At 37.4% G+C, this 23,563-nt stretch carries 26 protein-coding genes and 2 pseudogenes; 26 read left to right on the top strand and 2 right to left on the bottom strand.

Annotated elements, in window-relative coordinates:
- Nucleotides 1-236 precede the first annotated feature (236 nt).
- Complete coding sequence (locus tag ACVRWY_RS07810) at nucleotides 237-1,685, bottom strand: UDP-N-acetylmuramoyl-L-alanyl-D-glutamate--L-lysine ligase (RefSeq protein ID WP_354369633.1); 1,449 nt, start codon at nucleotides 1,683-1,685, stop codon at nucleotides 237-239.
- A gap of 90 nt (nucleotides 1,686-1,775) precedes the next feature.
- Here ACVRWY_RS07810 and ACVRWY_RS07805 point away from each other — a divergent pair, with 90 nt between their 5' ends.
- The 21 genes and pseudogenes from ACVRWY_RS07805 to ACVRWY_RS07705 all read left to right on the top strand — a co-directional run bounded on the left by ACVRWY_RS07805 (nucleotide 1,776) and on the right by ACVRWY_RS07705 (nucleotide 18,951).
- Nucleotides 1,776-3,437: a putative polysaccharide biosynthesis protein gene (locus ACVRWY_RS07805; RefSeq protein ID WP_354369634.1), complete on the top strand. Its 1,662-nt coding sequence runs from the start codon at nucleotides 1,776-1,778 to the stop codon at nucleotides 3,435-3,437.
- A gap of 142 nt (nucleotides 3,438-3,579) precedes the next feature.
- On the top strand, nucleotides 3,580-4,674 hold the full coding sequence (locus tag ACVRWY_RS07800; RefSeq protein WP_354369635.1) for a cystathionine gamma-synthase: 1,095 nt from the start codon (nucleotides 3,580-3,582) through the stop codon (nucleotides 4,672-4,674).
- A 1-nt stretch (nucleotide 4,675) separates the two neighbouring features.
- Nucleotides 4,676-5,836, top strand: coding sequence for a MalY/PatB family protein (locus ACVRWY_RS07795; protein WP_354369636.1), 1,161 nt, complete (start codon nucleotides 4,676-4,678; stop codon nucleotides 5,834-5,836).
- Between the two features lie 93 nt (nucleotides 5,837-5,929).
- On the top strand, nucleotides 5,930-6,559 hold the full coding sequence (gene upp / locus ACVRWY_RS07790) for a uracil phosphoribosyltransferase (protein ID WP_354369637.1): 630 nt from the start codon (nucleotides 5,930-5,932) through the stop codon (nucleotides 6,557-6,559).
- 149 nt (nucleotides 6,560-6,708) lie between these two features.
- Nucleotides 6,709-7,299, top strand: a complete 591-nt coding sequence (locus ACVRWY_RS07785; protein WP_354369638.1) for an ATP-dependent Clp protease proteolytic subunit — start codon at nucleotides 6,709-6,711, stop codon at nucleotides 7,297-7,299.
- A gap of 62 nt (nucleotides 7,300-7,361) precedes the next feature.
- Nucleotides 7,362-7,802 (top strand): YlbF/YmcA family competence regulator, encoded by a 441-nt coding sequence (locus ACVRWY_RS07780; protein ID WP_354369639.1) that lies wholly within the window; start codon nucleotides 7,362-7,364, stop codon nucleotides 7,800-7,802.
- 2 nt (nucleotides 7,803-7,804) lie between these two features.
- Nucleotides 7,805-8,101, top strand: coding sequence for a DUF2129 domain-containing protein (locus ACVRWY_RS07775; protein ID WP_354369640.1), 297 nt, complete (start codon nucleotides 7,805-7,807; stop codon nucleotides 8,099-8,101).
- 52 nt (nucleotides 8,102-8,153) lie between these two features.
- The gene (locus ACVRWY_RS07770) at nucleotides 8,154-9,326 is read left to right on the top strand and encodes an ABC transporter substrate-binding protein (protein WP_354369641.1); all 1,173 of its coding nucleotides are present in this window, start codon (nucleotides 8,154-8,156) and stop codon (nucleotides 9,324-9,326) included.
- 80 nt (nucleotides 9,327-9,406) lie between these two features.
- Entirely contained in the window at nucleotides 9,407-10,276 is an 870-nt protein-coding gene (locus ACVRWY_RS07765) for a branched-chain amino acid ABC transporter permease (protein WP_354369642.1), read from the top strand.
- 3 nt (nucleotides 10,277-10,279) lie between these two features.
- Nucleotides 10,280-11,233, top strand: coding sequence for a branched-chain amino acid ABC transporter permease (locus tag ACVRWY_RS07760; protein ID WP_354369643.1), 954 nt, complete (start codon nucleotides 10,280-10,282; stop codon nucleotides 11,231-11,233).
- Nucleotides 11,233-11,997 (top strand): ABC transporter ATP-binding protein, encoded by a 765-nt coding sequence (locus ACVRWY_RS07755; protein WP_354369644.1) that lies wholly within the window; start codon nucleotides 11,233-11,235, stop codon nucleotides 11,995-11,997. The genes ACVRWY_RS07760 and ACVRWY_RS07755 overlap by 1 nt, the downstream gene beginning before the upstream one ends.
- Nucleotides 11,997-12,707, top strand: coding sequence for an ABC transporter ATP-binding protein (locus ACVRWY_RS07750; protein ID WP_354369645.1), 711 nt, complete (start codon nucleotides 11,997-11,999; stop codon nucleotides 12,705-12,707). Before ACVRWY_RS07755 ends, ACVRWY_RS07750 begins: the two co-directional genes overlap by 1 nt.
- Before the next feature lie 192 nt (nucleotides 12,708-12,899).
- A complete protein-coding gene (locus tag ACVRWY_RS07745) occupies nucleotides 12,900-13,559 on the top strand; it encodes a CBS and ACT domain-containing protein (RefSeq protein WP_354369646.1) in 660 nt (219 codons plus the stop codon).
- Between the two features lie 110 nt (nucleotides 13,560-13,669).
- A complete protein-coding gene (tmk, locus tag ACVRWY_RS07740; protein ID WP_354369647.1) occupies nucleotides 13,670-14,314 on the top strand; it encodes a dTMP kinase in 645 nt (214 codons plus the stop codon).
- The gene (locus ACVRWY_RS07735) at nucleotides 14,305-15,177 is read left to right on the top strand and encodes a DNA polymerase III subunit delta' (RefSeq protein WP_354369648.1); all 873 of its coding nucleotides are present in this window, start codon (nucleotides 14,305-14,307) and stop codon (nucleotides 15,175-15,177) included. The genes tmk and ACVRWY_RS07735 overlap by 10 nt, the downstream gene beginning before the upstream one ends.
- Entirely contained in the window at nucleotides 15,174-15,968 is a 795-nt protein-coding gene (locus tag ACVRWY_RS07730) for a PSP1 domain-containing protein (protein ID WP_354369649.1), read from the top strand. Before ACVRWY_RS07735 ends, ACVRWY_RS07730 begins: the two co-directional genes overlap by 4 nt.
- A complete protein-coding gene (yabA, locus tag ACVRWY_RS07725; protein WP_354369650.1) occupies nucleotides 15,961-16,281 on the top strand; it encodes a DNA replication initiation control protein YabA in 321 nt (106 codons plus the stop codon). Before ACVRWY_RS07730 ends, yabA begins: the two co-directional genes overlap by 8 nt.
- Nucleotides 16,282-16,289: 8 nt before the next feature.
- Nucleotides 16,290-17,090: pseudogene (gene rsmI / locus ACVRWY_RS07720) on the top strand (16S rRNA (cytidine(1402)-2'-O)-methyltransferase); the annotation flags it as partial.
- A pseudogene (locus tag ACVRWY_RS07715) lies at nucleotides 17,064-17,159 on the top strand (16S rRNA (cytidine(1402)-2'-O)-methyltransferase); the annotation flags it as partial. The pseudogenes rsmI and ACVRWY_RS07715, both read left to right, overlap by 27 nt.
- Nucleotides 17,160-17,357: 198 nt before the next feature.
- Nucleotides 17,358-18,599, top strand: a complete 1,242-nt coding sequence (locus tag ACVRWY_RS07710; RefSeq protein WP_354369652.1) for an ammonium transporter — start codon at nucleotides 17,358-17,360, stop codon at nucleotides 18,597-18,599.
- A 10-nt stretch (nucleotides 18,600-18,609) separates the two neighbouring features.
- Nucleotides 18,610-18,951 carry a P-II family nitrogen regulator gene (locus ACVRWY_RS07705; protein ID WP_354369653.1) on the top strand — a complete coding sequence of 114 codons (342 nt, stop codon included), beginning with the start codon at nucleotides 18,610-18,612 and terminating at the stop codon, nucleotides 18,949-18,951.
- Nucleotides 18,952-18,999: 48 nt separating this feature from the next.
- Here the strand turns inward: ACVRWY_RS07705 and ACVRWY_RS07700 are convergent, their stop codons facing one another.
- Nucleotides 19,000-19,632, bottom strand: a complete 633-nt coding sequence (locus ACVRWY_RS07700; protein WP_354369654.1) for a copper homeostasis protein CutC — start codon at nucleotides 19,630-19,632, stop codon at nucleotides 19,000-19,002.
- A 134-nt stretch (nucleotides 19,633-19,766) separates the two neighbouring features.
- Here ACVRWY_RS07700 and serC point away from each other — a divergent pair, with 134 nt between their 5' ends.
- From serC to ACVRWY_RS07675, 5 genes are read left to right on the top strand one after another with little or no spacing between them, the layout of a single operon-like run.
- A complete protein-coding gene (gene serC, locus ACVRWY_RS07695) occupies nucleotides 19,767-20,858 on the top strand; it encodes a 3-phosphoserine/phosphohydroxythreonine transaminase (RefSeq protein ID WP_354369655.1) in 1,092 nt (363 codons plus the stop codon).
- Nucleotides 20,858-21,352 (top strand): GNAT family N-acetyltransferase, encoded by a 495-nt coding sequence (locus ACVRWY_RS07690; RefSeq protein WP_354369656.1) that lies wholly within the window; start codon nucleotides 20,858-20,860, stop codon nucleotides 21,350-21,352. Before serC ends, ACVRWY_RS07690 begins: the two co-directional genes overlap by 1 nt.
- Nucleotides 21,353-21,364: 12 nt before the next feature.
- Nucleotides 21,365-22,540 (top strand): 3-phosphoglycerate dehydrogenase family protein, encoded by a 1,176-nt coding sequence (locus ACVRWY_RS07685; protein ID WP_354369657.1) that lies wholly within the window; start codon nucleotides 21,365-21,367, stop codon nucleotides 22,538-22,540.
- Nucleotides 22,541-22,556: 16 nt separating this feature from the next.
- Entirely contained in the window at nucleotides 22,557-23,054 is a 498-nt protein-coding gene (locus ACVRWY_RS07680; protein ID WP_354369658.1) for a methylated-DNA--[protein]-cysteine S-methyltransferase, read from the top strand.
- Nucleotides 23,048-23,404, top strand: a complete 357-nt coding sequence (locus tag ACVRWY_RS07675; RefSeq protein ID WP_354369659.1) for an arsenate reductase family protein — start codon at nucleotides 23,048-23,050, stop codon at nucleotides 23,402-23,404. The genes ACVRWY_RS07680 and ACVRWY_RS07675 overlap by 7 nt, the downstream gene beginning before the upstream one ends.
- The last annotated feature ends 159 nt before the right edge of the window (nucleotides 23,405-23,563 follow it).

The following is a 23,563-nucleotide window of genomic DNA, read 5'->3' as shown; positions in this document are numbered from 1 at the left end:
CATATGAACCCTTTCTAATGTGAGTTTCGTCGCTTTTCATTATAGGTCATATGGGACCTTTTTCTATATTCAAAAAGGCTCCATAATTTCCACGGTGTTCTTACCCACTACAGAAATTATAGAGCCCCAATAAAAAACAATTCCCACATCATACATGTGGGAATTGTTTTTTCTAGGGAGTGGTTATTGTTGTTCAGCCTTGACTTAATAGCTTTGGGTCATCACTATTTCATTTGTTATGATAAATAACGTTTGGCAACAGTAATGTCGCCATCGTAATTGGCTTGTTTTCCTTCAATAATCTGATAAGCATCTGCGCCTTTTCCTGCAATGATAACGGCATCTTGGTCGGTTTTAGTTTGAGCTAGGGCTGTTTTTATTGCTTCTTCACGGTCTATTATGATAGTTACAGGTCGATGGATGTGGCTTTGGATTTCTTGAGAAATGGTTAAAGGATTTTCAAAGTTAGGGTCATCGGCAGATAAGATAACCTTTAGTTCAGGGTATTGATTGATAATTTCGCCAAAATCTTTTCGACGGCTTTCTCCCTTATTTCCAGGTGCACCTAGGATGAGGGTGATTTGTCCTGTCTGATGCTCTTTAACGACTTTGATGAGATTATCAAGGCTGACACCATTATGAGCATAGTCAACAAAGACTTTAGCTCCATTGGTTTGAGTTAGCACTTCCATTCTTCCTGGGACAGTTGTTTCAGCGATTCCATTTTGGATAGCATGGTGTGATGCTCCTAAGCGCAAGCAAGCCAAGGCTGCTGCGAGGGCATTTTCTTGGTTAAAACGTCCAATGAGTTGGATGTGATAGTGCCCAGCTAGCTTCCCTTTGACATCAAATGTAAAGGCTTTTGAGCATGAAATAGGATTGTCAGAGAATTTTCCATAGAAGTCATGATCTTTTGTTGCAACTTCCTCTTTTAAGAGATCAAAATGGTCCATCTCACTATTAATAATTACTGCTCGGCTATTTTTCATTAGGAGGCGTTTATGGTAAAAATAATCCTCAAAAGTAGGGTGTTCAATAGGCCCAATGTGATCAGGACTAATATTTAAGAAAACACCGACATCAAAGGTTAAGCCATAAACACGTTTCACGAGATAAGCTTGACTGGAAACTTCCATGATCAGATGTGTCATTCCATTTTTGACAGCTTCAGCCATCATGGCAAAGAGGTCAAAGCTTTCAGGTGTTGTGAGAGTTGATTTAAAGAATGTTTTTCCATCAAGCGTGGTGTTCATGGTAGAGAGCATAGCTGGTTTATGTTCTTGCTTTAAAATCTGGTAGGCAAAATAAGCAGCAGTAGTTTTACCTTTTGTACCTGTAAATGCCAAAAGTTTTAATCGCTCTTGAGGATTACCATAAAAAGCCATGGCAACCAAACTCATAGCCTGTTTCACATCGTTAACAAGAATAACGGGAATATCAACTTCATAATCTTTTTCAGAAATATAATAGGTTAAACCAGAGTTGATTGCTTTATCTAAAAATTCTTTTTTAAAATGAGCACCCTTGACAAAAAATAGTGTTTTTTGATCTGTTACTCGGCTGTCATAACTTAATTGCTCAAAACAAATATCAGAAGCATGGTAATGATATTGTCCGTTAAAAAGAATTTCTCGAAAATTCTGGTCATTTTTTAAAATGTCTAAAACATGTTCAATTGTAATCATAGTAATATTTTAGACCTTATGTTCCTGTTTTACAAGTCAAAAGGAAAAGTTTATAATAAATTTGATTGAAAAAATTCTAGGAAGTAACTAATGAATAAAGAAACTACTCGTTCGTCGCTGTCTCAATCGGCTCTTAGTCAAGAAGAAAAAATGTTACGCGGGACAGCATGGTCAACCATGAGTAATATTGTTAGCCGCCTATTAGGCGCTCTTTATATCATTCCTTGGTATATGTGGATGGGAGAGCATAGGGCAGAAGCTAATGGTTTATTTAATATGGGCTATAGTATCTATGCCCTGTTTTTATTGATGTCAACAGCCGGTATTCCAGTTGCAATAGCTAAGCAGATTGCAAAATACAATGCCTTAGGAAAAGAAAGTCATAATATCTATCTGATGCGGCATTTTATGCGTTTCATGTTGATACTAGGAATTATTGGTGCCTCTGTGATGTATTTTGGTGCAGGGATTTTTGCAGGTATGTCAGGTTCAGGTGCAGAACTCGTTCCTGTGATAAAGAGTTTATCACTGTCTGTGTTAATTTTTCCTGTCATGAGTGTAATCCGCGGATTTTTCCAAGGGTACAATGATTTAAAGCCTTTTTCTATTAGTCAAATTGCCGAGCAGATTATTCGGATTATTTGGATGCTATTAGCGACCTTTTTCATTATGAAAATGGGATCAGGTGATTATGTTGCAGCTGTGATTCAATCCACTTTTGCGGCTTTTATTGGGATGTTGGCTAGTATGCTGGTCTTGGGTTATTATTTATGGCAAATGGGTGTATTAGGGAAGTTCTTTTCAGAATTGGATATTGATGAAGAGATTGATTCTCTCCAAATTCTCATTGAGACAACGAAGGAAGCCATTCCTTTTATTGTAACAGGAGCTGCAGTTTCTATTTTTAGCTTGATTGATCAGGCAACTTTTATCAATAGCATGAAGTGGTTCACAAATTTTTCCGAGAAACAATTGGTCACCATGTACACGTATTTCTATGCTAATCCTAACAAGATTGTTATGATTTTGATTTCTGTTGCTTCCTCTATTGGTGGTGTGGGAATTGCATTGATTACCGAAAATTTTGTGAAAAAAGATAAAAGAGCGATTGCTCGTATGATTTTGAATAACGTTCAAATGTTAATGATCTTTATGATACCAGCTCTTACAGGTTCCGTGTTATTAGCTGAGCCACTCTATACAGTCTTTTATGGGCAGTCAGAGACACTTGCGATTCATCTCTTTATTGCTGTTTTGCTACAAACTTTAGTGGTAAGTTTTTACACCATGTTATCTCCGATGTTATTAGCCCTTTTTGAGAGACGTCGTGCGATTCGATATTTTTTAATTGGTTTAGCTGTTAAAGTGGTTTTACAGATTCCTCTTATTTATCTTTTTCACTCTTATGGACCAGTGCTTAGCACCACTATTGGTTTATTAGTTCCTGTCGTTTTAATGTATCAACGGATCCGTCAAGTGACTCACTTTAATCCTAAAATTATGGTAAAAAATGCTCTACTTATTGTACTGATGACAGGGATTATGGCGATTTTTGTGATATTAACAAAATTTGTCTTAGGGTTTATTTTTGTTCCAAACGGCTATGTCCAAAGCGCCATTTATTTAGTAATTGTTGGATTTGTTGGTGTAGCGGTATATGGTTATTTAGCCTTATTGACCCGTAGTCTTGATAAATTAATCGGAAGTCGTGCACAACGTCTGCGCCAAATGTTAAAAATAGAGTCTATTTAAAAATCTAGATTAATATCTAGATTTTTTTTGATATGTTATAAGTAAAAACTATAGCTAACTATCAATAAATGATATACAAGAAAAACGTTATAATGGCTGTTTAAGTGGTAGAATAATAAGAAAACAATATCAGGGGGAAATCATGACAAAATCTTATAAATTAGACACTATCTTAGCGCAGGCTGGTATTAAATCAGATGAAGCGACTGGAGCGTTAACAACTCCCTTACATTTTTCAACCACCTATCAGCATCCAGAGTTTGGTCAATCTACAGGATATGACTATACTCGTACGAAAAATCCAACTCGAACGCAATTAGAAGAAACTTTAGCTGCTATTGAACAGGCAGAATTTGCCTTAGCAACAAGTTCAGGGATGAGTGCAATTGTACTTGCCATGGAAATTTTTCCTGTAGGAAGTAAGGTCTTGGCGGCCAGAGATCTCTACGGTGGGTCATTTAGATGGTTTAATGAGAAAGAAAAAGAAGGACGCTTTTCTTTTGTTTATGCCAATACAGAAGACGAACTTATTGAGCAGCTAGATGATACGATTGACCTTGTTTATTTAGAGACACCAACCAATCCCTTGATGGTAGAGTTTGATATTGAAAGTATCGCCAATAAAGCTCATCAACTAGGAGCTAAAGTGATTGTGGATAATACCTTTTATAGCCCTGTTTATCTTAATCCTATTCCTTTAGGAGCAGATATCGTGGTACATTCTGCTACGAAATACCTTTCAGGCCATAATGATGTTTTGGCTGGGGTTGTCTTAACCAGTGATCAAGAACTTTATGATAAACTTTTCTTTAATTTGAATACAACAGGAGCTGTTTTATCCCCATTTGACAGTTACCTTTTGATTCGAGGGTTAAAAACATTGAAGCTACGCATGGGAAAATCAACAGAGAATGCCAAAGCTGTAGTAGAAGCCTTGCGACAGTCTCCAGCAGTTAAAGAGGTACTTTATACAGGAAAAGGTGGCATGGTTTCCTTTAAAGTTAAGAACCAAGAAAATATTCCACAAATCATCAATACTTTGGAAGTTTTCACTTTTGCAGAAAGCTTAGGAGGGGTTGAAAGTTTGATTACTTACCCTGCTACACAGACCCACTTTGATATTCCAGCTGGGGTTCGTCATGCTTATGGTTTGACAGATGATCTCTTACGCTTATCAGTTGGAATTGAAGATGCAGAGGATCTGATAACAGATTTAAAGACAGCTTTGGAGGGATAAGATGACAAAATATGACTTTATCACTGTACCTGAGCGTTTATCAACTAATGCTGTCAAGTGGCAGGCGACAAAAGAAGATAAAAATTTGTTGCCACTTTGGATTGCTGACATGGATTTTGTGACCTTTCCAGAAATGACCAAAGCTTTAGAAGAATTTGCAAGGCATGGTGTTTATGGCTACAATGCGACATCAGATAGCCTGTTAGATAAAATTGTTAATTGGGAAAAGGAGCAGCACGGTTACTTTATCTCAAAAGAAGATATCACCTTGATTGAGGGAGTTGTTCCTGCTATTTCGGTAGCCCTACAAGCTTTTTCAAAAGAAGGAGATGCTGTGTTGATTAATACACCTGTATATCCCCCTTTTGCCCGAACAATTACCTTAAATCAGAGAAAACTGGTTAATAATTCTTTAATTGAAAAAAATGGTCACTTTGAAATTGACTTTGAGCAGTTGGAAAAAGATATTGTTGAGCATCAAGTTAAAATCTATCTTTTCTGTAGCCCGCATAATCCAGGTGGTCGTGTTTGGTCTAAAGATGAACTTGAAAAAATTGGAAAACTTTGCCAAAAATATCATGTTATCTTACTTTCAGATGAAATTCATCAAGATTTGGCTTTGTACGGTAATCAACATCATAGCTTTAATACCGTTTCGGAAGCTTTTTCGGATTTTTCTGTGATTTTAAGTAGTGCTACTAAAACTTTCAATATTGCGGGAACAAAAAATAGTTTTGTCTTGATTAAAAATCCTGAGCTTCGCGCAGCTTTTCGTAAAATTCAGCTAAGAAATAATCAGCATGAAATTTCAAGCCTAGGTTTAATAGCTACGGAGACTGCCCTAACTTATGGAAAACCGTGGCTAGAGGAGCTCAAAGGTGTTCTAGAGGATAATATCAACTACATTACTGACTTTTTGAGTAAAGAAGTACCACGAATAAAATTTTTAAAACCAGAAGGAACTTATTTGATTTGGCTTGATTTTTCTGACTATGGCTTATCTCATTCGGAATTGTTTGAGAAACTGGAAAAAGAGGCTGGTTTAATTTTAAATGATGGTTTAACTTTTGGTCGCGAAGGGAAATTACATGCTAGACTAAATGCAGCAGCACCTAGGTCTATCATTGTGGAAGCTTGTCGCCGTTTAGCTGAAACTTTTTAAAATCTTTTCTTTCTAGATGAAAACTCCCTTGAAGTTTGGTATAATAAGGAGAAAAAATTTTAGAAAGTAGGAAGCTCGAAAGAGCGATATTATATGGGAAAATTTCAAGTTATTTCACATCCACTAATCCAACATAAACTCTCTATTTTGCGTCGTACTAGCACCTCGACAAAAGATTTTCGTGAGCTTGTTAATGAAATTGCTATGTTAATGGGGTATGAGGTCTCACGTGATTTGCCACTAGAGGACGTTGAGATTGAGACACCGATTGTAAAAACTGTTCAAAAGCAGTTAGCGGGTAAAAAATTAGCAATCGTTCCAATTTTGCGTGCAGGTATTGGTATGGTTGATGGCTTACTTAGCCTTGTTCCAGCTGCTAAGGTTGGTCATATTGGGATGTATCGTGATGAGGAGACTCTTGAACCCGTTGAATATCTAGTGAAATTGCCAGAAGATATCGATCAACGTCAAATTTTTCTTGTAGATCCTATGTTAGCAACTGGGGGCTCTGCTATTTTAGCAGTTGATTCTCTTAAAAAACGTGGTGCAGCGAATATTAAGTTTGTCTGCTTAGTTGCGGCACCAGAAGGGGTTAAGAAATTACAAGATGCCCATCCAGATATTGACATCTACACAGCGGCGTTGGATGAAAAGCTCAATGAAAATGGTTATATAGTTCCAGGACTTGGAGATGCTGGTGATCGTTTGTTTGGGACAAAATAAGTTTTATCAAAGGTTGAGAGCGTTCTTTCAACCTTTTGCTTTTTCTAAAAAATAGTAAATTTTTTATTTGACCAAGATTGACCAAAAAGCTATAATGGTAATATCTTAATTGATAGAAGTAGGAACTTCTAAGAAAAAGGAGAAATTCTATGATTCCAGTAGTTATTGAACAAACTAGCCGTGGTGAACGCTCGTATGATATTTACTCACGTTTGCTAAAAGATCGTATTATTATGCTGACAGGGCCAGTTGAGGATAATATGGCAAATTCTATTATTGCTCAGCTCTTATTCCTTGATGCTCAGGATAATACAAAGGATATTTATCTTTATGTCAATACGCCAGGTGGCTCCGTATCGGCAGGACTTGCAATTGTAGATACGATGAACTTTATTAAATCTGATGTCCAAACTATTGTAATGGGTGTTGCAGCTTCTATGGGAACCATCATTGCCTCATCAGGTACTAAAGGAAAACGTTTCATGTTACCCAATGCTGAGTACATGATTCACCAGCCGATGGGTGGAACAGGTGGTGGCACTCAACAAACAGATATGGCTATCGCTGCAGAGCATCTTTTAAAAACACGTCAAAACTTAGAACAAATCTTAGCTGATAATTCAGGGAAAACAATTGAACAAGTTCATAAGGATGCGGAACGTGATTACTGGATGAGTGCGCAAGAAACATTAGAATATGGCTTTATTGATGATATTATGGCTAATAATGATTTAAAATAAAATCAAAAAGGTGGAAGTGGAGCAACCTAGTCTCCACTTCTTTTTTTTGATATAATCTTTATATGCTAGAAATAAATCAAGAATTAATAGAGATTGACGATGCGATTGATGCTTTAGTAGCGTCCATTTTGGAAACAAAAGAGGTCAAAAATTATAAAAAAGTAAAAACTCGTTTTCAGGAGAATACTTCTTTACAAGAAAAGTTGCAACTGTTCTCTGCTTTAAATCAAGATTTTGAAAATCAAAAGGCCTATTTGCCCTACAGAGAAGAATTAAAGGTCTTAAAAAAAGAGTGGCTATTACAAAAAAGGCAACTTGATTTGGATCCTTTAGTTCAAGAAATGCGACAGGCAGAGCATGATTTACAAGTACTCTTATCGACCGTTAGTCATTATTTAGCCAAAAGTGTATCGGAGGATATTTTTGTAGATGAAGCCCTGCCTTTATCACCTCATAGACGTCCTCATGCTAAAGGCCATCATATTAGAGAAAGGAATAGCTAATCGTGGACAAAAAAGATCGGATAGGTGTTGCGGTCTATCTTTACTACAATCGTGATGCTAGAAAAGTGTCTAAATTTGGTGATGTTCATTACCATTCTAGACGATTGCGTTATCTTGTGTTGTATATTGATGTGGCTGACTTAGACGAAGTTGTGGGTTATTTGGAAAAACAGAAGTTTGTTAAAGATATTAAAGTCTCATCCTATAAAGCGATTGATCAAAATTTTGTAGGGAATCTTCATCAAGAAAAACTGGATATCGAAAAAAATAGTCCCAATAGCTTGACAATTATCAGATAATTCAGTATTCTTATTAACGTATATTTTTAGATAACTTTAAGGAGATATAGAGATGAAAAAGAAATTAACATTAGCAGCTCTTGCTTTTGCGAGTACAGCTGTTCTTGCAGCCTGTGGGGCAGCGCCTAGTGGCTCGTCTTCATCGACTGGTACAGAAGTTGGAGATACGATTAAAGTTGGTTTGAACTTTGAGTTGAGTGGAGCAGTTGCGGCTTACGGTCAAGTTCAAAAAAATGCTGCGGAGCTTGCTGTTGATGAAATCAATAAAGCAGGTGGTGTAGATGGAAAAGAGCTTGAAATTGTTTCAAAAGATAACAAGTCTGAAAACAATGAAGCGGCATCTGTTGCTAGCAGCTTAGTCACTCAAAACAAGGTTAATGTGATGATTGGACCTGCAACTTCTGGTGCTACAGCAGCAGCAACACCAGCAGCAACAAAAGCAGCAGTTCCTCTTGTAACACCTTCTGGTACACAAGACAGCCTAACTTATGCAGATGGAAAAGTAAAAGAGTACGTTTTCCGTACGACTTTCCAAGATAGTTTCCAAGGTCAAGTTTTGGCACAATATGCTACAGAAAACCTTTCAGCTAAAAAAGTTGTCCTTTATTATGATAACTCAAGTGACTATGCCAAAGGCATCGCCAATGAGTTTAAAAACGAATATAAAGGGGAAATTGTTGTAGAAGAAACTTTCCAAGCTGGTGATAAAGACTTCCAAGCTGCTTTAACAAAAATCAAAGATAAAGAGTTTGATGCGATCATTATGCCTGGTTACTACACTGAAACAGGTTTAATTACAAAACAAGCGCGTGACATGGGGATTGATAAACCAATTCTTGGACCTGACGGCTTTAGCGATGAAAAATTCATTGAAAATGCTACAGCAGCAGGAACAAACAATGTTTATTATGTTTCTGGTTACTCAACAAAAGTTGATTTATCTGATAAAGCTGCTAAATTTGTAGAGTCATATAAAGCAAAATATGGTGAAGAACCAAACATGTTTGCTGCACTTGCTTATGATTCTGTTTACATGGTAGCAGAAGCTGCAGAGAATGCTGAAAACTCAAGCGAAATTGCTAAGAACTTTGCTAAGATTAAGGATTTTGATGGGGTAACAGGTAAAACAACAATTGATGAAAAACACAATCCTGTTAAGTCAGCAATTATGATTGGTCTCAAAGACGGTAAAGAAGATTCTGCAACTGTCGTTGAGGTTAAATAATATATCTAAAAATTACAGTATCTGGGAAAGGAAAGCTCCTTTTCCAGATATTATTATGTTATAGAAAGTTTGGTGAAAACATGGTTCAACAACTTGTCAATGGCTTAATTCTAGGAAGTGTTTATGCCCTCTTAGCATTAGGTTATACAATGGTTTATGGTATTATCAAGCTCATAAACTTTGCTCATGGTGATTTATACATGATGGGTGCGTTTATTGGTTATTATTTGATTAATGCCTTTAAGATGAACTTTTTTGTGGCTCTGGTCTTAACAATGGCCTTGACAGCACTTTTAGGTGTTGTCATTGAGTTTTTAGCCTATCGTCCACTGAGAAATTCAACGCGTATTGCAGCCTTGATTACAGCAATTGGGGTATCTTTCCTTTTAGAGTATGGGATGGTTTATTTTGTAGGTGCTAATACACGTGCCTTTCCTCAAGCTCTTGAAACAGTACGTTATCATTTAGGACCTGTAGCGGTAACTAACGTCCAGTTAACGATTTTGGCTGTTTCAATTGTCTTGATGCTTGGTTTAAACTTTATTGTTAAGCAAACAAAGATGGGAAAAGCCATGCGTGCGGTGTCTGTTGATAGTGATGCGGCACAGTTGATGGGGATTAATGTTAACCGTACAATCAGCTTTACTTTTGCTTTGGGATCAGCTTTAGCAGGGGCTGCGGGGTGCTTGATTGGTCTTTATTACAATGCGATTGATCCTCTTATGGGGATGACACCAGGTATTAAAGCCTTTGTCGCTGCTGTATTAGGTGGTATTGGAATTATTCCAGGAGCCGCTATCGGTGGTTTTGTTATTGGACTTTTAGAAACTTTCTCTGTTTCAATTGGTTTATCAAGTTTCAAAGACGCGATTGTTTATGCTATTTTGATCATCATTCTTCTCGTTCGTCCAGCGGGGATCCTTGGTAAAAATGTGAAAGAGAAGGTGTAAGTAATGAAGAAAAATTTAAAAGTTAATTTAACTTGGTTAGCACTTATTCTAGCTACTTATGGTATTATTTATGCTTTAGCGATGGCTGGTGTTATTAATCTTTATTATGTACAAATTTTAATGCAGATTGGGATTAATATCATTATGGCTGTGGGAATTAACCTCGTTTTAGGTTTTTCAGGGCAATTTTCACTAGGTCAAGCTGGCTTTATGGCAATTGGGGCCTATGCAACGGCTATTCTGACAACCTCAAATCCTACCTTTGCAGGATTTTATCTCTCTATGCTTGTGGGCGCTGTTTTGGCGGCTATTATTGCACTTGTTGTAGGCATTCCAACTCTTCGTTTGAAGGGAGATTATCTTGCTATTGCTACACTTGGTGTTGCTGAGATTATTCGTATGGCCATTGTCAATGGTGGAGACTTGACAAACGGTGCGGCTGGTCTAACGGGGATTCTGGAATATACGACTTGGCCAGTTGTTTTTGTCTTTGTTGTTTTAACAACTGTTTTAACCGTCAATTTCTTACGTAGCCCAATAGGACGTGAGGTGATTGCTGTTCGTGAAGATGAAATCGCAGCAGAGTCAATGGGTGTTAATACCACCAAGGTTAAGGTAATGGCTTTTGTTTTGGCAGCTATCACAGCTAGTATCGCAGGATCCTTACAAGTTGGTTATATCGGAACAGTCATGCCTAAAGACTTTACAATCATGAAATCAATTGAATTCTTGATTATTGCGGTATTTGGTGGACTTGGTTCAATGACAGGTACTATTGTTGCAGCAATTGTTCTAGGTGTTCTAAATATGTTCTTGCAAAATGTCTCTGATCTTCGTATGATTATTTACTCATTAGCCTTAATTCTTGTTATGGTATTCCGCCCAGGTGGTTTACTTGGAACAAAAGAGTTCAGTCTAATGAAATTCTTTAAAAAAGATAAGGAGGGCAAAAACTAATGGCACTTCTTGAAGTTAAAAATTTAACCAAAAACTTCGGTGGCTTGACTGCCGTAGGTGATGTGACAATGGAATTAAACGAGGGAGAGTTAGTAGGGCTCATTGGTCCTAATGGAGCTGGTAAGACAACTCTTTTCAACCTCTTGACAGGTGTTTATGAGCCAAGTGAGGGAACTGTTACGCTTGATGGTACTGTTTTAAATGGTAAAGCACCTTATACTATTGCTTCACTAGGTTTATCACGTACCTTCCAAAACATTCGCTTGTTTAAGGATATGACGGTACTTGATAATGTTTTAATTGGACTTGGTAATAATCGTAAACCACACATTTTAGCGAGTTTTTTACGTTTGCCAAAATTTTATCAAAATGAAGAAGAATTGCGTCAAAAAGCTTTGGACCTTTTGGCAATATTTGATTTAGATGGTGATGCTGAGACATTAGCTAAAAATCTTCCTTACGGGCAACAACGTCGCTTGGAAATTGTTCGTGCCCTTGCAACAGAACCTAAAATTCTGTTTCTAGATGAGCCAGCTGCAGGGATGAACCCTCAAGAGACAGCAGAATTAACAGGTCTGATTCGAAAAATTAAAGAAGAGTTTGGAATTACCATTATTTTGATTGAACACGATATGAGCTTGGTAATGGAAGTTACAGAACGCATCTATGTTCTGGAATATGGTCGCTTAATTGCCCATGGAACACCAGATGAAATCAAAAACAATAAACGTGTTATTGAAGCTTATCTTGGAGGTGAGGCATAATGGCGATGTTGAAAGTAGATAACCTATCTGTAAAATATGGTGTGATTGAAGCAGTCAAAGATGTTAGCTTTGAGGTTAATGAAGGTGAAGTTGTCACTCTTATTGGGGCTAACGGTGCAGGTAAAACCTCTATTTTACGGACTATTTCAGGTCTTGTTCGTCCCTCGGCTGGAAAAATTGAATTTTTAGGACAAGAAATCCAAAAGGTTCCTGCTCGTAAAATTGTGGCAGATGGTTTATCACAAGTTCCAGAAGGACGTCATGTTTTTGCTGGTTTAACAGTTATGGAAAACTTAGAGATGGGAGCTTTCTTACGTAATAACCGTGAAGAAAATCAAGCTAATCTAAAGAAAATCTTTGCACGTTTTCCACGTCTAGAAGAACGTAAAAATCAAGATGCGGCAACCCTCTCAGGTGGGGAGCAACAGATGCTTGCCATGGGGCGTGCGCTGATGAGCCAACCTAAACTTTTGTTGTTAGATGAACCGTCTATGGGACTTGCCCCAATCTTTATCCAAGAAATCTTTGATATTATTCAAGATATTCAAAAGCAAGGGACAACTGTTCTATTGATTGAGCAAAATGCCAATAAAGCATTATCTATTGCTGATCGTGGTTATGTTCTTGAAACTGGTAAGATTGTTCTTTCTGGTACAGGTCAAGAACTTTTAACATCAGATGAGGTTCGTAAAGCTTATCTAGGTGGTTAATGATTAGAAAAAAGGAGCAGTTAGTGGCTCCTTTTTTGCTATTATTTTCTTTTATCTAGTTTTGGCTCAGTTCTTGATGATAGAAGAGGAAAGAAACAAAGTTTGATTTAGCCAAAATATTTTCATAAAGTTTTCGTAAACGATTACAAAATGTGATATAATAAAAGTATCAAAAAGATGGAGGCTAGAGAAATGTCAGTAAAAGATTTTATGACTAAAAAAGTCGTGTATGTATCTCCAGATACAACAGTTGCCCATGTTTCAGAAATTATGCGTGAGCAAGGGCTTCGTCGTTTACCTGTTATTGAAAATGATAAGTTAGTTGGTTTGGTAACAGAAGGTACTATTGCTGAGGCTAGTCCATCTAAAGCGACAAGTTTGTCTATTTATGAAATGAATTATTTGCTCAATAAGACAAAAATTCGTGATGTCATGATTAAAGATGTTGTCACAGTTTCTAAATATGCTAGCTTAGAAGATGCGATTTATCTAATGATTAAACATAGTATTGGTGTCTTGCCTGTTATGGATAATGATATGGTCTCAGGAATTATCACTGATAAGGATGTTTTTCGTGCCTTTTTACAAATTTCAGGATACGGTGAAGAAGGAGCTCGCCTTCATGTCTTGGCTGATGATAAGGTTGGTGTTTTAGGAGACCTTTTACGTATTATTGTAGAAGAAAACTTGAATATCAAGAGTACTTTACATCTACCTCGAAAATCAGGTAAGATTGCAATTGAGGTACAGTTAGAAGGTGACGTTGATTTAGAAGCTTTAAAAGCTAAGATCGAAGCTAAGGGCTTTGAAGTTGAGGCTATTGAGAGAACAAAAGCGAAAGTTGGTTTTTAAAAGAATGAAGGAGTGATAGTGGGATGGATTTTTCAAATAGCCCCTACTTTCACTCCCTTTTCTTGTAAAATTTTGGTAAAATAGGACTATTAACATGATTGAGGAAGAGGATGAAAAAAGGTAGTTTAATCTCATTTGAAGGACCAGATGGTGCAGGAAAGACCAGTGTTTTACAAGCCATCCTGCCACTTCTAGAACAAAAAGAGAAACTTGAAGTTATTTCAACAAGAGAACCAGGTGGTGTTAGGATCGCAGAGGCCATTCGGAATGTGATTCTAGATGTCGAACATACGGCTATGGATGATAAAACAGAGCTTTTATTATATATTGCTGCCCGTCGTCAACACTTAGTTGAAAAAGTTTTACCTGCTTTATCAAGAGGGGCTATTGTTTTAGTGGACCGATTTATTGATAGCTCAATGGCTTATCAGGGTTATGGGCGAGGCTTGGATAAGGAAAGTATTGATTGGTTGAATACTTATGCGACAGATGGTTTGAAACCTCATTTAACGCTTTTGTTTGATGTCCCTTCTGAAGAAGGATTGAGCCGTATCAAGCAAGCAGATGAACGTGAGGTGAATCGTTTAGATTTAGAGGCGCTTTCGATGCATCAAAAAGTACGACAGGGCTATCTTGAGCTCGCTAAAGATGATTCTCGTATCGTCATCATTGATGCGAGTAAGCCTTTATCAGAAGTTGTTTCAGAAGCTTATCAGACAATCCTTTCTTATCTTGAGGAAACAGGATGTCATTAAAACAATTACAACCTAAGCTTTTTAAACAGTTTCAACAAATCATCCAGTCCGACCAGATCAGCCATGCCTATCTCTTTTCAGGTGGATTTGGTAATCTTGACATGGCGATTTATTTGGCACAGAGCCGTTTTTGTCAAGATAAAATTGATAAATTACCTTGTCAGCGTTGCCGTTCGTGTCGCTTGATTGCAAGCGAAGACTTCTCTGATGTTAAAATAATTCGACCCGTCAATCAAGTCATTAAGACTGATACTATTAGGCAACTCTTGCAAGAATTTTCTAAATCTGGCTACGAGAGTTCTTCTCAATTTTTTATTATCCAAGATGCTGATAAAATGCACCTTAATGCCAGTAATAGTCTCTTAAAGTTAATGGAGGAGCCTATTGCACAATCTTACCTTGTCTTATTGACAGATGATGAAAATAAGATTTTGCCAACCATTAGAAGTCGTTGCCAAGAGTTCCATTTTCTAAAAAATCGATCGCTCCTGGTTGGAGAATTAGAAAACAAGGGCTTTTTAAAGACGGAAGCCGAGATTTTAGCTGAACTTGTTTCTAATTGGGAGGATGTCGAACTTTTGTCTTCCAACCATAAAATCTTAGAACTGATTAAAGTTTGTCAACGCTGGGTAAATCTTTTATCGCTTGATGACTCACAAGCTTATCTTGAAGTGTCAAGGTTGGTCACTCTGGCTAGTGATAAGGGAGAACAAGAGTTGGTCTTTAAAATTTTGCCTATTATTTTTAATCAGTCTAGAAGTACGGCGAGTTTAAATTATTTATCTCGGTTGGTTGAAGCTTACAGAATGTGGCAACATCACGTTAATTTTCAAAATGTATTGGAGTATATGGTGTTAGTATGACAGTTATACTAGGTGTAAAATACCAAAATAAAGGAAGTTTATCCCTTGTTCAAACAGATAAAACATATGTTAAAGATACTTGGCTAGTTGTTGATACAGAAAAAGGTGCTGATTTAGCCAAAGTGGTTGTAGAAGCTGAGCAACTGACGCATTCTTTTCCTACTACTGAACAGGTACTTCGACTTGCGACCTCAGAAGATTTTAAACAAGCCGAACAAAACAAAAGTAGAATTGAAAAAGAGCTTCCCTTGGTAAAGCAGTTGGTGAGCGATCATCAACTAGGTATGAAAATTATCGACATGGCTTATCCCTTGGATTGTAGTCAAGTCTTGATTACCTTTACAGCTGAAAAGCGTGTAGATTTTCGTCAATTATTAAGAGAACTAGCTGCTCTTTTGAAAACAAGAATTGAGTTGAGACAATTAACTAACCGTGAAGAAAGTAAAGTTTATGGTGGTTTAGGCCCCTGTGGTCGTCCTCTTTGCTGTTCGACTTTTTTAGGAGAATTTCCACCTGTTTCCATTAAAATGGCAAAAAATCAACACCTCTCCTTAAATTCTGGGAAGATGAATGGTCATTGTGGGCGTTTGATGTGTTGCCTTAGCTTTGAAGATGACTTTTATCAGGAGGCGCGTGATAAATTCCCTGATTATGGTGAGAAAATAAAGACAGATATTGGTGTTGGTGAAGTTGTCGGCATGGATATTTTATCAGAAACAGTTCAATTAAAATTTGAGGATAGACAGGGGAGTTTAACCTACTCATTGGAGGACATAATAGTTAATGGATAAAAAAGATTTGTTTGATTTTTTTGATGGTTTTTCCTTAACCTTGGCTAAGAACTTAGAAGAAATCGAAGATATAAAAAAATATATTCAAGATTTAGTGGAAGAAAATACGACACTACGTTTAGAAAATAATAAATTAAGGGAACGTCTAGCACAAATTCAAGAAACAAAACCAGGCAAATCCCTCTTTCAAGGTCGAGAACATTTGGAAGGAATTTATGAAGATGGCTTTCATATCTGTAATGATGCTTACGGACAACGTCGAGAAAGTGAAGAAGATTGTATGATGTGCACTGAATTGCTATTTCGAGAGTAGGAGCGAAGATGAGAGTACAAAAAAGTTTTAAAGGTCAATCCTCTTATGGCACTCTTTATTTGGTGCCCACTCCTATTGGGAATTTACAAGACATGACCTTTCGTGCAGTGGAGATTTTGAAAAGTGTTGATCTGATTGCAGCAGAAGACACAAGAAATACGGGTCAATTGCTAAAACATTTTGAAATTGCTACTCGACAGATCAGTTTTCATGAGCACAATGCATTTGATAAAATTCCTGATTTACTTGCGTTTTTAAAATCTGGGCAGGATTTAGCTCAGGTTTCAGATGCAGGTCTGCCCTCTATCTCAGATCCTGGTCATGACTTGGTTAAAGCTGCCATTGAAGAGGAGATTTCAGTGGTTGCCTTACCTGGTGCTTCAGCTGGTATTACAGCCTTGATTGCCAGTGGACTTGCACCACAACCACATGTTTTTTACGGTTTTTTACCAAGAAAGCGTGGGCAACAACAACGATTTTTTGAATCTAAGTTACACTATCCTGAAACGCAGATTTTTTATGAATCTCCCTATCGTGTCGTAGATACTTTGGAAATGATTTTATCCGTTTATGGCGATCGCCAAGTGGTGCTTGTTCGTGAGTTGACTAAGCTTTATGAAGAGTATCAACGAGGAAAAATTACAGAGCTTCTTTCTTATCTTGAGGAACATCCGCTAAAGGGGGAGTGTCTCCTTATTGTTAGTGGTTATGCTGAGGAGTATGCTACAAGTACACTTGAGGGAGATCTGGATTATCTTAAAAAAATTCAAATGTTAATTGATGATGGCATAAAACCTAACCAAGCTATTAAAGCTATTGCTAAAGAATATAGTTTGAATCGTCAAGAACTTTATCAGCAATTCCATCAATTAAAATAAGATGTATTAATATATAAACAGCTCTATCCTTTGTAAAATAAGGGATAGAGCTATTTTTTTATTCTTTATTAGCTAACATATTATGATATAAATACAGAATTTTCTGTCAATTGTGGGTTTACAAGAGAAAAATGGAGTGTTATATTATATAACATATTTAACATCTTTCATTGCTTTTCTGAAAAAAGGAGTTTGCTTATGACATTAGATCATTCTAGTATTGCTTTTATTTTATTGTGTTCGGGCTTAGTTTTTTTGATGACCCCCGCTTTGGCATTTTTTTATGGTGGATTAGAGAGACGAAAAAATGTTATTTCAACCATGATGATGTCCATTGTGTCTCTTGCTATTGCAAGTTTGATGTGGGTAACAGTCGGCTATTCTCTATCTTTTTCTGGAGATGGTTCTATTATAGGAGATTTAGGGCATTTCTTTTTTAAAGGGGTAAGTGATACGACTAGTACAAGACATCTTACGATTCCAGATTCTTTATTTGCTCTGTTCCAAATGATGTTTTCTATCATTACAGTAGGGATTTTAACAGGATCAGTTGTAGGAAGGATGCGATTTAAACCACTCTTGTTCTTTATTGTTTTTTGGCTACTTTTAGTATATTATCCGTTTGCTCATATGGTTTGGGATGAGGGCTTACTAGCACAATGGGGGACTATTGATTTTGCTGGTGGTGATGTTGTCCATATCACTTCAGGTGTTAGCGGTTTGGTGTTGGCTTTAATTCTAGGTAAAAGACGTGATTTTGATCGTTTAGAGTATCGACCTCACAATGTTCCTTTTGTATTATTGGGAGCAGGATTACTTTGGTTTGGTTGGTTTGGATTTAATGCGGGATCAGCCTTAGCTGCTGATAGCTTAGCGGTTCATGCCATGCTAACAACTCATCTATCTGCAGCTGCAGCTATGTTTTCATGGATTTTGTTAGAGTATAAAGAAAATGGTAAACCTTCCTTGGTGGGAGCTTCAACAGGCTTAGTGGCAGGGTTGGTTGCTATCACTCCAGGAGCAGGTTTTGTATCAACTTGGAGTGCTTTATTAATTGGCTTGATGGTTAGCCCAGTTTGTTATTACGCGATTGGAATGGTCAAACATCGTTTAGGTTATGATGATGCTTTAGATGCTTTTGGCTGTCACGGGGTTGGTGGTATTTTTGGTGGTATTGTGACAGGAATTTTTACCACACCAGACTTAGCGCTTGATAAGAGCAATATTGGACTGATTTATGGTAACCCTAGATTGTTTTTAGTTACTTTAGGAGCGATTGTATTTACTATCGTGTGGTCAGCTGGAATGACCTTTATCATTATTAAAGTCGTTGGATTATTTACCCCTCTTCGTGTTTCTGATAAAGAAGAGGCGATTGGCCTCGATGATACAGAGCATGGGGAAACAGCTTATCCAACCTTTATGGGATTAGATTCGTAGGAGGATGAAGATGAAAAAAGTCGAAGCGATTATTAGACCTGAGAAATTAGAGGATTTAAAGACAACTTTGAGTAAGGCGGGGCTAGCAAAAGGAATGACAATCTCACAAGTCTTAGGCTATGGAAATCAAAAAGGTTTTGTAGAAATTGTTCGTGGGCAACGTGTAACTCCAACCATGTTGGCTAAGGTCAAAGTTGAGATCATTGTGAAAGATCATGCTGTAGATGATTTAGTGGAGTTGATTATTGCTACTGTACGAACAGGTGAAGTGGGAGATGGCAAAATCTTCATTCAACCTATCGATGATGTTGTTCGGATTCGTACAGGTGAGCGTGGTGGAGATGCTATTTAAAGAAGTTAAAACAGCTTAGTCCTGTCTAAAATAGGACTAAGCTGTTTTTTATACGATTTTGGTACCATGTACATAAGGGGTCTTGATGTCTTGTGATAAGTGTGAGCAGTTTTCTTTTGTGACTCCTCCAGCTAAAACAATTTCAATACGTCCATCAGCATGCTGGATTAATTTTTTTAAATGTTCACTATTTTCAGAGATGGGATTATCAGAAGCATCGCCGTGGATAAGAAGGCGATGGAAGCCAAGGTCAATAAGATGATCCATAGCCTGAAATTGCTCATTTTTTGGAATCCTGTCAAAAGCTCTGTGGAAAGTTAAGGTCAATCCTTGAGTAGCAGGAAGGAGATACTCGAGACCTTCAAGATCTAATTGATGATCGCTGGTTAGGAGTCCTAAGACCAGCCCATCACTCTCTAATTCAACAGCTATCAAGATATCTTCTTCCATGACTTTTAACTCTAAACTGTTGTAAACAAAGTTTCCTCCACGCGGTCTAATCATGGTTGATAGGGTGATGCCTTTTTCATGAAGATAAGCTGCGGCTTCTTTAATGGTACCATAACTTGGAGTGGTTCCGCCAACAGCTAGATTATCGCATAGTTCAACACGGCTAACCTCTTTAGGATCTAGCTTTGCTAGGTCGGTCAAGTTTTCGGCACAAAATTCCTTAATTAACATAGTTTTCTCCTTTTCTTTTTTATTATACCATTTTTGCTACTTCCTTTCTTTTTAATAGGTTGAGGATGTATAATAAGTTGCCAAAATTCTGAAAATTATGCTATAATGAAAGGACTTTATTTGGAGGTAAACTAATGACAATTTACAATTTTTCTGCAGGACCAGCTGTCTTGCCTAAACCAGTTCTTGAAAAAGCTCAAGCTGAATTTTTGGATTACGCTCATTCAGGGATGAGTGTGATGGAATTGTCCCACCGCTCCAAAGAATTTGATGCTATTATCAAAGATGCTGAAAGTCTCTTGCGTGACTTGATGGGGATTCCAGATAATTACAAGGTCCTTTTTTTACAAGGTGGGGCTTCTACTCAATTCTCGATGATTCCACTCAATTTAGCTAAAGGACGTAAGGCTTATTATGTGGTTGCTGGTTCTTGGGGGAAAAAAGCTTATACAGAAGCTGTTAAGTTGTCTAAAACCATTCCTTTTGAGCCTATCTTACTGGCATCATCAGAAGAAACAGTTTATGATCATATCCCAGAAATTGATGCCTCAAAAATTGATGCTGATGCAGCATATGTCCACCTGACAACTAATAATACCATTGAAGGAACAGCTATTTATGAGCTACCTGAGACTAACGGTGTTCCCATTATCGCTGATATGAGCTCAAATATCTTAGCGGTTGATTACAATGTTGCTGATTTTGGTATGATTTATGCAGGAGCACAAAAAAATATTGGTCCTGCAGGTGTGACGATTGTTATTATTCGTGAGGATTTGTTAAATGATGAGCCTGCCTTGTCTAGTATGTTGGACTATCGTATTCAAGCAGATAACGAATCGCTTTACAACACACCGCCAACTTTTGGTATTTATATGGCGAAATTAGTCTTTGAGTATGTTAAATCACTTGGTGGTGTTGCTGAGATGGAAAAACAAAACCGTCAAAAATCAAACTTATTGTATGATTTTATCGCTCGATCAGACTTCTACACTAGCCCAGTTAAAGAGATAAAAGATCGCTCAGTTGCTAATATCCCATTTGTCACTCCAAGCAAAGACTTGGATGCTAAGTTTAATGCACAAGCAGACGAAGCTGGCTTTAAAAATATTAAAGGACACCGTTCAGTCGGTGGCATGCGTGCTAGCCTTTACAATGCCTTCCCACTTGAAGGAGTGCAGGCGCTTTTAGACTTTATGGCTAAATTTGAAGAGGAAAACAAGTAATGGAATTTCGTCTTGCTCATCCAAACGAGGTTGATACCATTATGATGATGATTCATCAAGCCAGAGAACACATTGCCTCTTATAGAAGTGATCAGTGGCAAAATGGATATCCGAGTCAAGAAACCATAATGGAAGATATTCTAGAAGGGTATGGTTATGTGGCGGTTATTGAAGGTCAGCTTGCAGCTTATGTTGCTATGATAAAGGGATTTGAGCCAGCTTATGATGCCATTTATGATGGTGCATGGACCTATCCAGAAAATCATGACTACATCACTTTTCATCGTGTGGTGGTTCATCAAGATTTTCGCGGACAGCAAGTCGTTCAGACTTTATTAGAAGGCTTAATTGAGACACGTCAATCTAATGAATTTCGTGCAGACACTCATCCCAAAAACATGGCCATGCAACATATTTTAAAAAAATTGGGATTTGAACAATGTGGTAAGGTGACCTTTGAAGGGGAGCGACTAGCTTATCAAAAATTAAAGTAAGGAATCAGTAAAATGGTATTTAGTGTTAAAACATTTAATAATATTAACCAAATTGGGTTAAAAGAATTGGGTAATAAGTTTCAGATTGACGGAGATAAGGCAGAAAATCCAGATGCTTTTATTATTCGCAGTCAAAATCTTCATGAGACAGTTTTTCCTTCCAACTTAAAAGCTATTGCGCGTGCGGGAGCTGGTGTCAATAATATTCCAATTGAGCAAGCAAGCGCACAAGGGATTGTTGTTTTTAACACTCCAGGAGCCAATGCCAATGCTGTAAAAGAAGCTGTTTTAGCCTCAATTCTACTTTCAGCGCGTGATTATATTTCAGCTAATCAATGGACCAACACCTTGACGGGTGATGATGTGCCAAAGCAAATCGAAGCAGGTAAAAAGCAATTTGCAGGAACTGAGATTGCAGGTAAAACTTTAGGGGTGATTGGTCTTGGTGCGATTGGTGGTCGGATTGCTAATGATGCACGTCGTTTAGGAATGAATGTTCTTGGCTATGACCCTTATGTTTCTATTGAAACAGCTTGGAATATTTCTAGTCATGTTAAGCGTGTGGCTGATTTGAAAGAAATCTTTGAGCAATCTGATTACATTACTGTCCACGTTCCTCTAACACCTGATACCAAGTATACTTTCAATGCTGATAGCTTTGCTTTAATGCAAAAAGGCACAACAATTATTAACTTTGCACGTGCAGAGTTGGTTGATAATCAAGCACTTTTTGAGGCGATTGAGGCTGGAGTGGTGAAAAACTATGTGACAGACTTTGGGACAGAGGAGTTATTGAATAAAGAGCATGTTACGGTATTTCCTCATGTGGGTGGTTCGACAGAGGAAGCTGAGCTGAATTGTGCTATTATGGCAGGAAAAACCATCCGTCGTTTCATGGAGACAGGTGAAATCATCAATTCTGTCAACTTCCCTAATGTTGTTCAAGGTCTTTCTGCACCTTATCGTATTACCTTGATTAATAAAAATGTGCCAAATATTGTAGCAAGTATCTCAACTGCTGTGTCAGACTTGGGCATCAATATTGATAATATTATCAACAAATCTAAAGGGGATTATGCTTATACCTTACTTGATTTGGATGAAACAGATGAAACTAAAGTAGCTGAGCTTGTTAATAAGTTTGAAACTAGCGATAATATTGTAAAAGTACGCTTAATTAAAAACTGAACAGAAGTAGGTACAGATGACACTCTATAAACAAGTTTATACGAGTCCTTTAGGAAAATTGTCTCTGGTGGCTTCAGATACTGCCTTACGTGGGATTTGGTTTGAAGATCAAAAATATTTTGAAAGAGGTCTTGAAAAAAGGCCTCTTTTAGAGACACATCCGATTTTGGAAGAAACCAAGCGGTTATTGGATCGCTATTTTCAAGGGGAAGCCATTGTCTATACCGACCTTCCCTTATCTCCTCTTGGGACACCTTTTCAACAAAAAGTCTGGTCTGTTTTATTGATGATCCCCTTTGGTGAGGTGATCACTTATGGTGATTTGGCAAAAGAGCTGGATTGCGCATCAGCCCAAGCAGTTGGGAATGCTGTTGGTAAAAATCCTATTAGTCTCCTCATTCCTTGTCACAGGGTTTTATCAAGAGATGGAAAGTTGATAGGCTATGCTGGTGGTTTAGATAGAAAATCATGGTTATTAAACCATGAAGCACAAATAAAGGAGAAATCATGTTAGTATTTTATGAATACCCTAAATGCTCAACCTGTCGCAAGGCAAAAGCAGAGTTAAAAGAATTGGGACTAGACTTTGAGGCCATTGATATTAAAGCTACCCCTCCAAATGTGGAGAGTTTAAAGACGTTTTTTGAAAATTCCGATTTAGACTTAAAAAAATTCTTTAATACCAGTGGTCAGCGTTATCGTGAGCTAGGTTTAAAAGATAAGTTGCCTAGTTTGAGTCTTGACGAAGCCTTTTCTCTTCTTGCACAAGACGGTATGCTGATTAAACGGCCTATTCTGATCAAAGACGATACCATTTTACAAATTGGATATCGAACAGCTTATAAAGAGTTGAACTTAAGATAGTTAAAATGGTACTGCCTTTTAAGGTAGTACTTTTTTTGGGCTCTTTGTCAACTGTAGTGGGTAGATGAAAAGCTAACACCTAGAGAGGACGAAATTCGTTCTCTCTTTCTTTATGTTCAAGGCAATCAAAATCCGTTTTTTAAAGTTTTCAAAGTTCCT

The sequence above is a fragment of the Streptococcus porcorum genome (genome assembly GCF_053203725.1).
Note: the sequence above shows the minus strand (reverse complement) of the source record. Positions and strands in the feature narration are given on the sequence as shown.

What these genes read in the sequence shown, in the direction of transcription:
- yabA (WP_354369650.1), top strand. Translation starts at nt 15,961, where the DNA reads ATGGATAAAAAAGATTTGTTTGATTTTTTTGATGGTTTTTCCTTAACC.
- serC (WP_354369655.1), top strand. Translation starts at nt 19,767, where the DNA reads ATGACAATTTACAATTTTTCTGCAGGACCAGCTGTCTTGCCTAAACCA.
- ACVRWY_RS07770 (WP_354369641.1), top strand. Translation starts at nt 8,154, where the DNA reads ATGAAAAAGAAATTAACATTAGCAGCTCTTGCTTTTGCGAGTACAGCT.
- tmk (WP_354369647.1), top strand. Translation starts at nt 13,670, where the DNA reads ATGAAAAAAGGTAGTTTAATCTCATTTGAAGGACCAGATGGTGCAGGA.
- ACVRWY_RS07735 (WP_354369648.1), top strand. Translation starts at nt 14,305, where the DNA reads ATGTCATTAAAACAATTACAACCTAAGCTTTTTAAACAGTTTCAACAA.
- ACVRWY_RS07810 (WP_354369633.1), bottom strand. Translation starts at nt 1,685, where the DNA reads ATGATTACAATTGAACATGTTTTAGACATTTTAAAAAATGACCAGAAT.
- ACVRWY_RS07730 (WP_354369649.1), top strand. Translation starts at nt 15,174, where the DNA reads ATGACAGTTATACTAGGTGTAAAATACCAAAATAAAGGAAGTTTATCC.
- ACVRWY_RS07680 (WP_354369658.1), top strand. Translation starts at nt 22,557, where the DNA reads ATGACACTCTATAAACAAGTTTATACGAGTCCTTTAGGAAAATTGTCT.
- ACVRWY_RS07745 (WP_354369646.1), top strand. Translation starts at nt 12,900, where the DNA reads ATGTCAGTAAAAGATTTTATGACTAAAAAAGTCGTGTATGTATCTCCA.
- ACVRWY_RS07710 (WP_354369652.1), top strand. Translation starts at nt 17,358, where the DNA reads ATGACATTAGATCATTCTAGTATTGCTTTTATTTTATTGTGTTCGGGC.
- ACVRWY_RS07785 (WP_354369638.1), top strand. Translation starts at nt 6,709, where the DNA reads ATGATTCCAGTAGTTATTGAACAAACTAGCCGTGGTGAACGCTCGTAT.
- ACVRWY_RS07675 (WP_354369659.1), top strand. Translation starts at nt 23,048, where the DNA reads ATGTTAGTATTTTATGAATACCCTAAATGCTCAACCTGTCGCAAGGCA.
- ACVRWY_RS07800 (WP_354369635.1), top strand. Translation starts at nt 3,580, where the DNA reads ATGACAAAATCTTATAAATTAGACACTATCTTAGCGCAGGCTGGTATT.
- ACVRWY_RS07700 (WP_354369654.1), bottom strand. Translation starts at nt 19,632, where the DNA reads ATGTTAATTAAGGAATTTTGTGCCGAAAACTTGACCGACCTAGCAAAG.
- ACVRWY_RS07805 (WP_354369634.1), top strand. Translation starts at nt 1,776, where the DNA reads ATGAATAAAGAAACTACTCGTTCGTCGCTGTCTCAATCGGCTCTTAGT.
- ACVRWY_RS07685 (WP_354369657.1), top strand. Translation starts at nt 21,365, where the DNA reads ATGGTATTTAGTGTTAAAACATTTAATAATATTAACCAAATTGGGTTA.
- ACVRWY_RS07705 (WP_354369653.1), top strand. Translation starts at nt 18,610, where the DNA reads ATGAAAAAAGTCGAAGCGATTATTAGACCTGAGAAATTAGAGGATTTA.
- ACVRWY_RS07690 (WP_354369656.1), top strand. Translation starts at nt 20,858, where the DNA reads ATGGAATTTCGTCTTGCTCATCCAAACGAGGTTGATACCATTATGATG.
- upp (WP_354369637.1), top strand. Translation starts at nt 5,930, where the DNA reads ATGGGAAAATTTCAAGTTATTTCACATCCACTAATCCAACATAAACTC.
- ACVRWY_RS07750 (WP_354369645.1), top strand. Translation starts at nt 11,997, where the DNA reads ATGGCGATGTTGAAAGTAGATAACCTATCTGTAAAATATGGTGTGATT.
- ACVRWY_RS07795 (WP_354369636.1), top strand. Translation starts at nt 4,676, where the DNA reads ATGACAAAATATGACTTTATCACTGTACCTGAGCGTTTATCAACTAAT.
- ACVRWY_RS07760 (WP_354369643.1), top strand. Translation starts at nt 10,280, where the DNA reads ATGAAGAAAAATTTAAAAGTTAATTTAACTTGGTTAGCACTTATTCTA.
- ACVRWY_RS07765 (WP_354369642.1), top strand. Translation starts at nt 9,407, where the DNA reads ATGGTTCAACAACTTGTCAATGGCTTAATTCTAGGAAGTGTTTATGCC.
- ACVRWY_RS07755 (WP_354369644.1), top strand. Translation starts at nt 11,233, where the DNA reads ATGGCACTTCTTGAAGTTAAAAATTTAACCAAAAACTTCGGTGGCTTG.
- ACVRWY_RS07780 (WP_354369639.1), top strand. Translation starts at nt 7,362, where the DNA reads ATGCTAGAAATAAATCAAGAATTAATAGAGATTGACGATGCGATTGAT.